The organism is Aliiglaciecola sp. 3_MG-2023, from assembly GCF_030548205.1.
Lineage (GTDB): Bacteria > Pseudomonadota > Gammaproteobacteria > Enterobacterales > Alteromonadaceae > Aliiglaciecola.
This window is the reverse complement of sequence record NZ_JAUORV010000005.1, coordinates 1-11,764: the sequence shown is the minus strand read 5'-3', so window position 1 is coordinate 11,764 and position 11,764 is coordinate 1. Positions and strand designations below refer to the sequence as shown.

Genomic DNA, 11,764 nt, shown 5'->3' with positions numbered 1-11,764 from the left:
TAATTCGAGAGCAACCTATGGCCTACGCTGAGTTATTCTGCCAATCTAATTTTAGCTTTTTGCATGGTGCTTCACATCCTCAAGAGCTGGTTCAACAAGCCCATTTTTTAGGCTATGAAGCCATTGCAATTACCGATGAATGCTCAGTTTCGGGAGTAGTAAGGGCTTACACCGAAATAAAAGATCATCAACTGGCAATTAAACTTATCGTTGGAAGTTACTTTAAGCTCGATAACAGCTTAGAGTGCGTTTTGTTATGCCCTAATCGAGAGGCTTATGCGGAACTATGCCGGATCATTACGAATGCCCGAAGACGCTCACCTAAGGGGGAATATAGCTTAGCTAAGTGGGATCTTAAAACCATCAAACATTGCTTACTATTATGGTTGCCCAAAGGAGTATTAAGTGTTGACGAGCCATGGGCGAGCTGGTTAAAAAAGCACTATAAAAACCGTTTGTGGATCGCTGCACAACGTCACCTTACCGCCAATGAGCATGTGATGCTCGCACATTATGAGAAGCTTAGTCAGCTATTTGACCTTCCAATCTGTGCTTGCGGTGGTGTATTGATGCACAATCCAAGTCGCCTTCCCTTACAACATATACTCAATGCTATTCAGCACCGAACTACGGTTGCAGAGCTTGGGCGCGACTTAGTCTCCAATAGTGAGCGGAGTTTACGAAGTCAGGAAAAGCTCAATAAGCTATTCAAACGAACTTGGTTAGATAACGCTGTAGAGATTGCACGTAAGTGCGACTTTAATTTACGAGAATTACGTTATGAATATCCAGCAGAGTTGATCCCAGAAGGAAAAACACCCAAACAGCATCTCCGAGATCTGGTAGAAGTAGGTATTAGGAAACGTTTTCCAGAAGGCATCAAACCTGAGATCCGGCATATTATTGAGAAAGAACTAGTGCTTATTGAGGAACAAGAATATGAATTCTTTTTTCTCACTATTTACGATGTCGTGCAATTTGCTCAATCTCAACACATTTTGTATCAAGGTCGCGGGTCAGCCGCCAATTCAGTAGTGTGTTACTGTTTAGAAATTACTTCTGTCGATCCTCGCCAAATTAATGTGTTATTTGAACGTTTCATTTCTAAAGAACGAGATGAACCCCCAGATATTGATGTGGACTTTGAGCATCAACGGCGTGAAGAGGTCATTCAATATATTTACTCTAAATACGGACGAGAGCGCACGGCCATAGCGGCAACAGTATCCTGCTATCGATTTAAAAGTGCATTGCGAGAAGTAGGTAAGGCGCTAGGTATAAATGAAACCCAGTTAGATTTTTTTATTAAGAACATTAACCGTCGAGATAGTGGCCTCAATTGGCAAGCACAAATTGCCGAACTAGGCTTAGATCCAGCCTCGATAAAAGGTAAGCACTTTATCACATTGGTAAATGAGATAATGGGCTTTCCCAGGCATCTATCTCAACATGTAGGCGGGTTTATTATTTCATCAGGACCTTTATATCAGCTTGTACCTATTGAAAATGCCGCTATGGCAGACAGAAGCGTTATACAGTGGGATAAGGATGATTTAGAAAGTCTTGGCCTGTTGAAAGTTGATGTATTGGCATTAGGCATGCTCACCGCCATTCGTAAATCTTTCCAATTAATCGAACAACACTACGGACACGCTCTTAGCATCGCGCAAATAACCAAACTCGAAGATGATCCACAAGTGTATAAAATGATTCAACAAGCCGATACCGTAGGCGTTTTTCAAATCGAGTCTCGTGCTCAAATGAGTATGTTGCCTCGTCTCAAACCGAAGACCTATTATGATTTGGTTATTCAAATTGCCATCGTTAGACCAGGACCTATTCAGGGCGATATGGTGCATCCATTTTTACGTAGGCGTGATGGCAAAGAGCCCATCGAATACCCCTCGGAAGAGGTAGCAGGTGTATTGAGCCGCACCATGGGAGTACCCATTTTTCAGGAGCAGGTTATCCAGCTAGCCATGGTGGCAGCCGGTTTTAGCGGTGGCGAAGCCGACCAATTAAGGCGGGCAATGGCCAGTTGGAAAAAAAATGGACAGCTGATGCAGTTCCAACACAAACTCATCAATGGCATGCTTGAGCGAGGTTATACTCAAGATTATGCGCAGCGCATATTCAATCAAATATGTGGTTTTGGCGAATATGGATTTCCAGAATCTCATTCTGCTTCTTTTGCGGTACTTGCCTATGTTTCATCCTGGCTAAAGTACTATTACCCTCAGGCGTTTTATGTCGGCCTATTAAACAGTTGGCCCATGGGCTTTTATCCCCCAGCGCAGTTAATTCAGGATGCAAAGCGACATCACATCAAGATACTCCCCATTTGTATCAATCAATCTGATTATGAACATATTTTACAAGCAAATGGGGGGACCTTTGCCATACGTTTAGGGTTACGTATGGTTAAAGGGCTGCCCAAAGGGGCTGCAGAGTTAATGGTTAAACAGCGTCCTGCCACTGGCTATAAGTCTGTTGTTGAACTAAAGCACCTAGCTCTCCAGCGAGATCACATGGAAGCCCTAGCCAGCGCAAATGCCCTAGCAGCCTTAGCTGAAAATCGTTATAAAGCACGCTGGGCATTAATGGAAACCGAGTCCGAGCTACCCTTGTTTAGAGAACAGGAACAATCATTCTTATTTGATGTTACTCCCTCAGATGTGGAAGAAATGGTTGAAGACTATGCCGCCACAAGTTTGTCATTAACGCATCATCCAATTAAGTTATTACGCAACGCAGGGAAATTAGGTAAATACACAGCGGCAAAACAGTTAGCTGGCAAGCAGCATAAATCCGTCGTAAATGTGATTGGTGTTGTCATCGGAAGGCAAGCGCCAGGTACTGCAGCAGGAGTCACCTTTATGACCTTAGAAGATGATACCGGCTGTAGTAATGTAGTGGTATGGCAAGCCACCGCCCGGGCGCAAAAAAAAGCCTTTTTAAAATCGAAAATACTGAAAGTCAGTGGTATTTTGGAACGCGGTGACGGTGATGTGACCCACATCATTGCAGGGAAAATTACTGATTTAAGTCACTTACTCGAAGATTTGAATACGACCTCCAGGGATTTCCACTAAGCCCTTAATAAAACGCAAGGTTTATTGAATCTGAAGCCGTTTCAATGCATCTAGGATATTACTAGGAATAGCAGTACTCTGGTTACTTTGCTTATCAACAAACACATGTACAAAATAACCTTGGGCAGAAGGAGCGCTCTCCCCTTCTACAAAAATCCCTATTTCATAGGTCACAGAACGGCTACCTAAACGAGAAACCCGTAAACCAAGGTGTAACTCTTGGGGGTAAGCAATGGGTGAGAAATACTGACACTGTGATTCAACCACAAAGCCCACCACGCCATCATTATGGATATTCAAACCACCCTCTTCGATTAAGTAGCGGTTCACTGCACTGTCGAAATATGCGTAGTATTGGACATTATTCACATGTCCATATATATCGTTATCCCCCCAGCGAGTTTGCATGGAATAAAAAGCGTTATAATCGTCCCGAGTAAATTTTGTTGACATGTTCAAACCTAAAAACACTAGTAAGACTAGCCCCTACATTTTCACCGAGCTCTATATGCAGGGACTATCGCTTTTGTTAATCGTAAAATGGAGCTCTAACTTCCGTTAAACTTCTAAGCTCAACAGGACGTTGTAACATTTGCCCACCATCACGACCAATGGGAACCCATGGGATCTTTCCTCGTCCTTTAGCTGGTGCCAACGAAAACAAATCAAATGGTATGGAAATATAGAAACCTTTAGTAAAGCTTCCTTCTCCGTACTCTTCCGCTGAAACATTGGTAAAGGCAGCGTAGGCTCCAACAATAATGCCACTATCGAACCGTTTAGCAATATCGATATTAACCCCCTTATCTTTCGCCAAGAACTGACCAGCTTTTACAGTAAGTTGCATATCTGGTAGAAACTCAGGGGTCCAATAAACGCCCGCATGACCGGTAAAGGCTTTGTAGTCGAAGAAACCTGTTTCGTTATTAAAATCACGCTGTTGAACGTAATTGAGGTCAATACCGAAAGACAAGTTACTATCCACTGGACGATATAAAATTTCGGTACCAATACCACCAAACATGGTTTCCAAATATCCGCCATACACTTGAGCATAAGTATCTTCTGCGATTTGATCGAACCAATGCAAGTAAGCATTTTCCATAGTCACGTTACCGCGAGTCACATACTCTCGAACTTGGGTACGTACTCTAGGTAATACTGCAGTTTCAGAATCGACTAAGAAATTAAACTTATCGAAGTTTTCAAGCAGGGTTACTTTTAATCCCCCCCGTATAGAGAAGTTTGGATTGAATTGATAACCGCTATTTAAATATGCTCCACCTTGATAAAGATAGAAATCTTCTGGATTACCGAAGGTTTGGATCCAAAATGTCTCCATACTGAAAAATCCCCCGGAGTAATCTTTAGGTTCATAATTATCAAACGTGGACTGATTGGGGTTTTGACGCACATAGGTAGAATGAATATCCGTATCTAACCCCTGGTAATTTGCTGCAATTTTAAACTGCTCGGCATCAATTTTTGTTTCTAACATTGGAATATTAGCCAGTGTATCCACCAACTTGTAGGTCTTAATAGAATCAGGTAACTCAGAGGCTAGAATTCTACCAACTCGTTCAGTGGCTTCTTTGTGATCACGATAACCTAATTGTGATCCATAAAAGGTCATTTCGTCTTCGCTAGTATGGGTAGCATTGATGATAAAACTACCTTCGTTAACTAAGTCGGCGTAAAGACGATCACGATTGAGCGTCGCTATCGAATCTGCAGGTTTGGCATTCGTTAATTCTCTAGGAGAGCGGTCAAATTTATGCTGCTTCACCGTATGCATATTAAAATTATATGACACACCAAAACCAAAAGTATTTCCCCTTTGGTAACTCAAATTAAAGTCCCAGTTATTATATTTATAAACCGCTCCAAAATTCCATTCGCTGTCTTGTTCTAGGGTTCCAGCACGATCATTTACATAATCATTGCCGTCATATTCAAGTTTGAGCGTTAACCCTTCCAATGGCGTTTTATATTCTATTCCGCCAAAAACGGACGCCGGCCCCTTAAAAAATTCGTTATAGTCGATTTTTCCGCCGCGGCCACCAAACCCACCAGGGCGCTCACAAAACGAATCTTTAAGTTCACAAAAAGGATTAGTGATATTTCCTCCAGCACCTAAATACCCCGTACCTATCCCAAGGTGTATATCAAAAGGGCCTAAATTTTTACTAAAGTTTAGAAATTCGCTACTAAAGAAACCTGTTCCCCCTATGTCCATTAATCCAAAAGACACATCTGGTAAGTAATAGCCCTCTTTGATCAATCGAAACTTAACATCTATCCCTTTATCTTTAAGGGTTTGATCACCGCTAAAGCTTGCATCTTGACTGTAGAGTTGAGTTCTTACGTCAGTATAACGAACGGTAGATTCCATCCAAGGAAAAAGCTGTAAACTTGCTGACCAGAATCGATATTCATCTATATCGTTGTAATTTAGCGTAAACGAGCCTTCTTTAGCCATTCTGGCGGTGGGAGTCTGTATTAGGCCGGTACCACCGCGAACCATTTGCGATAGGTTACCGTTATCGTCGTCAAAAGGTTGCTCTGCAGCTGATACTGTTGTTGTAACTAGCGCACCTAACGCAAGGTTAGCGATTGCTGCAGAACCCCACATTTTTTTAATTCTAATCATTCAATTACTGTCCTATTTACTGCCAGTTCAGCAATAAGCTGGTTAAGCTGGGTATTATCCGAAAACCATTGAGATTCGGCTAACGGAACATAAATTTGGCTGCCAGGCATGACTTGTTGGCAATCATGGTTCCAATAGGCAATAGGTAATTTACGAATGACCCCGTCAGGTTGGATGGCATAAATAAAACTGCTCTCTGCAGAATCTAATTTACGAATATTTGCCACAATATTTTCAATACATTGATTGTTTTCATATGTTAGCACTTTGGGCTGTGGTACTGCCCCAAAGAGATATAAGGAAGGATTTCGCTGACGAAATATTAAGCTGTACCTACCATCATCAAATAAGGGATTATAACGAAGTACAAACCTAGCAAAATCATAATCAATAGTAATGTTGATACGTTGAGCGAGTTTCCAGCTTTTTATTTGCTCGATAAGTTTCTTTTGGGTAGATGAATCAAGGTCTTGGGAGAGGTTTTCAAGTTTTTGGATAAGCTCGATTCTTTTATTTTCCGCTAAATCGCTATCTAATTTGAATAATTGAGTATTAGGCCAATACCAATTAGGTTTCAAATCTATGGATTCTAGCACTTCGGTCAATCTAGGGTTTTCTGCAAAATTCAACACCCTATTATTAACGGTTACTTCCACTTGAGAATGTGCATAACTTGAAATACAAAATGTTAACAGGGTAACTTTAAAAAGATCAATTAATCTAGTCATTAGCCGTCTCCAACAAGCGCATAGCTCTGCTAACATATTGCATATCATAACGCTCAGTTAAGCCTGAAAACTGTTGTGATGAGCGCAACAACTGTCCACTTTGCATATGATACCAATACTCATTCTGCCAATTTTCAGTATTCCCTAACGCGTCTTGGGTAGTCACATATTCTGTTATTTTTATGGTCAAAAATTGCTGTTCTAATATTGCCAGAGGAATATTACTTTCACGGCTAAAGCTAGAATGGAGTTTAACTCCATACTGTTGGGGATCTAAGTCTAAATAACTATTCCAAGTCGCATTTTCCGTAATATTGCTTTTGGACGCCATAGGATCATTATCCAAATTATCAACATAAATTAAGTTATTATCTAAACCTAGAGTACGCACTAACCTGCCATTTTGCGTAATCATTACAGCATCATCTGCAGACACCCATTTGTATTGGCTGTTTTCAATAAAGGCTAATGCCAAAGTCACATAGGGGCGTTCGCCCGCTTTTATATAAAGAAGATCGACCGGGCTTGTTAAGACAGATTCTTTGTTTAACGTCACATTGTCTTTACTACTAAAATACAATTTTATATTTTGTTGATAAGCTCTTTGAGTAGACGAGCAAGCCGACAGAAAAACTAAGCTACAGATTAGTAAGCTAAATATTATTTTCATTGTTATCCAGAATAGATATTTACAACCAATAAAAAAGCCGCCAAAAAGGCGGCTTTAAATCTTTAACCAAACTTAGATCGAAGGCGAATAAGTATAGGTAACAGGAACAGTAATAGTTGATGTACTAGTTGCAGTTCCAGTAGTAGTGACGGTAATGGTAGTACCAATACATACACCATCTACTAAATCATCATCACCTTCACACGTAGGAGTTGGAGTCGGTGTAGGAGTAACAGGACGCTCTGGAGCATCGCCATTTGAATTTGAAACAACAGCGCCTAAAATTGTAGCGCCAACTGCACCAGCAGCGATAGTACCTGCTGTTAAACCACCTAAAGCACCGCCGCCAGCACCAGCACCGCCAGTTTGTTCTTGCTGAGCTTGTACACTAACAGAAGCTACAGCTGTAGCTACGGCTAATCCAATTAAACTTTTTCTCATCACTTTTCCTTGAAAGTATTTGACACCTGATGCTGGATATTAAAGTATCCGTGCAACGATCTCAATGGCTAATTTACGATCAGCTACGAATTTAAAGAACTTTTTAATCTTAATTTGAGTAAAACCATTTATCTGTGTTTTAAAACAGACATAAAACGTCTTTTAATTAACACTTTTGCAACATAATTCCGTTATATTTCAATACCTTTAACTGTTTAAATATACCCAAATCCACCTATTTATTGGCCTTCAGACCAGACAGCAAATTCATTGCCGCTAGGCTCCTCGAAATGAAAACGGCGTCCCCCAGGAAACGAAAAAATAGGACGTGTAATCCTACCGTTGTTGACTTTAATCTTGGTTAAGGTTTGTTCAATGTTAGCACTATAAAAAACCAGTAATGCCCCCCCTTTTTCACTGAGATTACACAAATCAGCCTTATAAAAACCACCATCTAATCCTTGATCAGAAAAAGAAGTGTAATCGGGACCATAATCAACGAACTTCCAATTGAATACAGATTCAAAAAATTGTTTTGTACCATTGAGATCCTTTGCAGCAAACTCTACATAATTTAACTTTTCATGGGTATTCATTGGTCTTCCTATTAGTTATTTAATAACGCGTTATTTTGGCGAAATTAATGTTTTTGCTGAACTTAAATAGATCCGTCAATTAAACTTGATTGCTTTCTTACTTACACTTAACTCTTTTTAATGTAGTTTATAAGGAGTTTAAGTGTGTTGGAAAATATAATGCTCAATAAGAAGTTTTTGATATGTATTCTGGTGTTGAATCTAACCTGTGTATTTTCGCCAGCTTCCCTAGCAAAAAATGACCAGAACAGGATCGAAGTTAAAGTCTTTGTCGCTGCCATGTTTGAAATAGGTAAAAACAGTGGGGATAAAGCAGGGGAGTTCCAACATTGGTACAAGCGCTACTTTAAAGACAGCACGCCGTTGCACGTTAAAGGCGCTCAGAGCCCAGTTTTTTGTAATTCAGATGGCGTATGTGGTTCAGTGTTAGGAATGGGCAAAGTCGCCTCTTCAGCATCCATGCAAGCTATTTTACTTTCCCCTCATTTCGATTTCACACAGGCCTATTACGTGCTTAGTGGAGTAGGTGGCACACCCCCTTCGAAAGGTACTATTGGCGATGTAAGCTGGGCAACCTGGTTAATTGACTATGATCTGGGACATCGATGGAAAGCAAACGAAGGAAAGAAAGGTGAGCCCACTTTTATGCCACGTAAGGGGTATGAAGACATTCGACGCTACCAACTTAATGCAAAATTAGTCCAGTGGTGCTTATCCTTAAGTCAATCCGTCGAATTAACAGATTCACACTCAGCCCTGACGTATCGCATGCGCTACCCTCAAACAGAAGCTAGACGCAGTCCGTCTATCACCACCGGAACCCATGTGACCGGAGATACATTCTTTCACGGTCCTGGACTTTCCCAGCAAGCACAATACATTTCCAAGTTATATGGGGCTGATGATTATATCATTACTGAAATGGAAGCCACTGCTTTAGCGCAAGTTCTATCAAGAACCGTGGGAACAAATCGAGTAATGAGTCTTCGAGGAGCGGTAAATTTTGACCAGGGTAATCCCAACGAAAGCACTCTTGAACACTTGGATCCGGCACCAGGCGAAACAGCCGGTGGTTTTGAAGAGACAGTCGAAAACATAGTATTGGTAGGCAGTAAAGTGGTTGATACTATCGTAGAAAATTGGTCTGAATGGCAGGTTGGCGTTCCTGATTTAACAAAACAATAATTAGCTAATAAAATCTTGGATGAGTTAAATCACTCATCCAAGATGATAGTGTCAATTAACGCTGAACTGTAATACGTACAACTTTGTCATATTGACGGTGATCGAACTCACCTGTAGCAGCACCAGTTTCATCAGTCACAGGGAAAACATACCGAGGAGTCATAACAACCTCATAATTATAATCGCCAGAAGGACGCACCTCGACTTCTAAGAAACCATAATGCTTACCGCCAGAAATTAACTGCTCTCCGTCCCAAACTTCTGGAGCATCTCCATGTGCACTCCAATGAGTTAATTGAGCTTCAAGGGGCAGTAAATCAAATGGTACGTACTCAGTCGTCGGTGGATAACCTGGTCCTCTAAGACCATCACCAGCAAAACCTACATCCCAATAACTAACGCCATTGATATTTACATATTCAAGTAATTCGTCATGCCCTGATAAAACAGCAGTTACATCATATTGTTCGAAAAGCTGTTGATAAATTCTCATGGGCACACCAGATTGACTATCTTCACCATTAGCAATACCAGCACTTCCCGATGGAAGGCTATGTACGCCTGTACCAAAAGCGGTATGATGGAATTGAACAAAAATCACTTGTCCTTCAGCTTGAGCTGTAGACAACTCTCGTACCGCCCAGTTCCACTGTTCACTACCTTGATTAAAATCTGGAACACGGGACTCTTCGCCATTGATATATAGATTGGTGTCTTGGCTTGGGTCGTCATCGTTACCATTTGAAGAATCAAGGGTAATTAAGGTTACAGGACCGTAATCAACACGATAATATCGCTTCTCGTAGCGTTCATCTGATGCGTCGTTGTTCGGTAAGTCCCAATAAGTATTCCATTTATCGTATGACAACATTGAGGCTTCTGCGTTATAACCTGGGGCTTCTGGGTGCCAATAATTTTCATGGTTACCTAATGCAGGAAATATTGGTGTGGTAGAAGCAAGAGTTCCCCATTCTCCTGCGCTATGTCTCCAAAACTCATCCCAATCCAGTTGACGTCCACCCTTCTCGACGAGATCTCCAGCGATAACCCAAAAATCGGGGCTCCTTTGAGCAGCATAAACCAAATTAGCCTTATAGCCGGTGGTTTGGTCGACAGGATATTGACGAGTATAAGTATCTGGATCAGTTCCTAATTTATCTCCCCCAATAGCTAAAGCACTCGCTGTCCAACGAACAGTTTTTTCTGTTGATTCTGGCTCAGTTTCCATATCTGACATAGTGATAAATCTAATTGTTTCACGACTTCCTTGAGCTGGCGCAGAAGTTAGGGTTGACGTAAATGCACTTTCATCTGGTTGTTCAACGGTGTAGTCGTAAGTTGTATTAGCCTCAAGTCCAGTTACCCTAACACTATGTTTGTAGCTAGATGCCGGAGTTTCTCCCTCAGCAACGTCGCTATGGGTTTCACCAAAGTTAGTGTCGCCATGTATATACTCAATTTCAGAGGTTCCATAAGTCAAAGAGTCTGCTATCTCTACGTCAGAAACAAATGAACCAACACCTTCAATTGTTACCGTTCCAGGCTGTTCAGAATTACTTATCCAACTAACTGTTATTTCCGTTGTCGTTGGATTTTGCAAATATGGTAGGACAGTAAAGTTGATATACGACGTAGGTGTAACTTCAACTTCACTGTCAGGCGAAGAATCATTATCACCGTTGCACCCGGCAAGTGAAAGGATACTAACTGCTATTGTCGTTTTAAAAAAATGTGGAAATTTAGAGGTAGACTTCATTAACTAAAACCCTGTTTAATTTGTTTTTGGTAACAATCCTATTTGAAAGAACAAAACTGCTTCTCGTAGACCGCGCGCAAGGTTAGGTATAGTTGGTTTCATTTTGATTACCGTTTTGTGATGCATACAAGTCACTTTCACGAAATAAATATGACAGAGTTGAATTAGGAGACTCTGCAAATGACATCACCGACCAAAGCCCGAGCTACACCATTAAGAATGTAGGCTGGTATTTATTCCAGTCCGACTTTTTCACGGGCTAAAGCCCGAGCTACACCGTTAAGATTGTAGGCTGGAATTTATGCCAGTACGCCTTTCCCACGGGCTAAAGCCCGAGCTACACCATTAAGAATGTAGGCTGGTATTTATGCCAGCACGCCTTTTTCACGGGCTAAAGCCCGAGCTACACCATTAAGAATGTAGGCTGGAATTTATGCCAGCGCGCCTTTTCCAAGGACTGAAGCCCGCGCTACACCGTTAAGAATGTAGGCTGGAATTTATGCCAGTGCGCCTTTTCCACGGGCTAAAGCCCGAGCTACATTCATTATATATGCTCTCACATGGGGGTGAGCGAGGATGTTTTAGGAACGCAGTTCCGCCCGAGCGCACGACCGACATGGATGTCGGGCTGGAGGTAGCACCAGGG

General features: G+C 41.5%; 9 protein-coding genes. 2 read left to right on the top strand and 7 right to left on the bottom strand.

The window, feature by feature from the left end; all coding sequences use genetic code 11:
- The first annotated feature begins 17 nt into the window (after positions 1-17).
- A complete protein-coding gene (locus Q4574_RS06780) occupies positions 18-3,092 on the top strand; it encodes an error-prone DNA polymerase (RefSeq protein WP_303472872.1) in 3,075 nt (1,024 codons plus the stop codon).
- A gap of 21 nt (positions 3,093-3,113) precedes the next feature.
- Here the strand turns inward: Q4574_RS06780 and Q4574_RS06775 are convergent, their stop codons facing one another.
- The 6 genes from Q4574_RS06775 to Q4574_RS06750 form a co-directional block, all read right to left on the bottom strand.
- Positions 3,114-3,545, bottom strand: a complete 432-nt coding sequence (locus Q4574_RS06775; RefSeq protein WP_303472870.1) for a thioesterase family protein — start codon at positions 3,543-3,545, stop codon at positions 3,114-3,116.
- A gap of 76 nt (positions 3,546-3,621) precedes the next feature.
- Positions 3,622-5,742, bottom strand: coding sequence for a YjbH domain-containing protein (locus Q4574_RS06770; protein ID WP_303472868.1), 2,121 nt, complete (start codon positions 5,740-5,742; stop codon positions 3,622-3,624).
- Complete coding sequence (locus tag Q4574_RS06765) at positions 5,739-6,470, bottom strand: capsule biosynthesis GfcC family protein (protein ID WP_303472866.1); 732 nt, start codon at positions 6,468-6,470, stop codon at positions 5,739-5,741. The genes Q4574_RS06770 and Q4574_RS06765 overlap by 4 nt, the downstream gene beginning before the upstream one ends.
- The gene (locus Q4574_RS06760) at positions 6,463-7,140 is read right to left on the bottom strand and encodes a YjbF family lipoprotein (RefSeq protein ID WP_303472864.1); all 678 of its coding nucleotides are present in this window, start codon (positions 7,138-7,140) and stop codon (positions 6,463-6,465) included. The genes Q4574_RS06765 and Q4574_RS06760 overlap by 8 nt, the downstream gene beginning before the upstream one ends.
- Before the next feature lie 72 nt (positions 7,141-7,212).
- Positions 7,213-7,581 (bottom strand): hypothetical protein, encoded by a 369-nt coding sequence (locus tag Q4574_RS06755; RefSeq protein ID WP_303472862.1) that lies wholly within the window; start codon positions 7,579-7,581, stop codon positions 7,213-7,215.
- A gap of 239 nt (positions 7,582-7,820) precedes the next feature.
- Positions 7,821-8,177: a VOC family protein gene (locus Q4574_RS06750; RefSeq protein WP_303472860.1), complete on the bottom strand. Its 357-nt coding sequence runs from the start codon at positions 8,175-8,177 to the stop codon at positions 7,821-7,823.
- Between the two features lie 144 nt (positions 8,178-8,321).
- On the opposite strand from Q4574_RS06750, the gene Q4574_RS06745 reads away from it, so the two are divergent.
- A complete protein-coding gene (locus Q4574_RS06745; RefSeq protein WP_303472859.1) occupies positions 8,322-9,362 on the top strand; it encodes a purine nucleoside permease in 1,041 nt (346 codons plus the stop codon).
- 55 nt (positions 9,363-9,417) lie between these two features.
- Here Q4574_RS06745 and Q4574_RS06740 read toward each other — a convergent pair whose 3' ends face one another.
- Complete coding sequence (locus Q4574_RS06740) at positions 9,418-11,118, bottom strand: FN3 domain-containing metallophosphoesterase family protein (RefSeq protein ID WP_303472857.1); 1,701 nt, start codon at positions 11,116-11,118, stop codon at positions 9,418-9,420.
- Between the last annotated feature and the right edge of the window lie 646 nt (positions 11,119-11,764).

Bases quoted from the DNA above. Each gene is read 5' to 3' on its own strand.
- Q4574_RS06780 (WP_303472872.1), top strand. From the start codon at position 18: ATGGCCTACGCTGAGTTATTCTGCCAATCTAATTTTAGCTTTTTGCAT.
- Q4574_RS06775 (WP_303472870.1), bottom strand. From the start codon at position 3,545: ATGTCAACAAAATTTACTCGGGACGATTATAACGCTTTTTATTCCATG.
- Q4574_RS06770 (WP_303472868.1), bottom strand. From the start codon at position 5,742: ATGATTAGAATTAAAAAAATGTGGGGTTCTGCAGCAATCGCTAACCTT.
- Q4574_RS06765 (WP_303472866.1), bottom strand. From the start codon at position 6,470: ATGACTAGATTAATTGATCTTTTTAAAGTTACCCTGTTAACATTTTGT.
- Q4574_RS06760 (WP_303472864.1), bottom strand. From the start codon at position 7,140: ATGAAAATAATATTTAGCTTACTAATCTGTAGCTTAGTTTTTCTGTCG.
- Q4574_RS06755 (WP_303472862.1), bottom strand. From the start codon at position 7,581: ATGAGAAAAAGTTTAATTGGATTAGCCGTAGCTACAGCTGTAGCTTCT.
- Q4574_RS06750 (WP_303472860.1), bottom strand. From the start codon at position 8,177: ATGAATACCCATGAAAAGTTAAATTATGTAGAGTTTGCTGCAAAGGAT.
- Q4574_RS06740 (WP_303472857.1), bottom strand. From the start codon at position 11,118: ATGAAGTCTACCTCTAAATTTCCACATTTTTTTAAAACGACAATAGCA.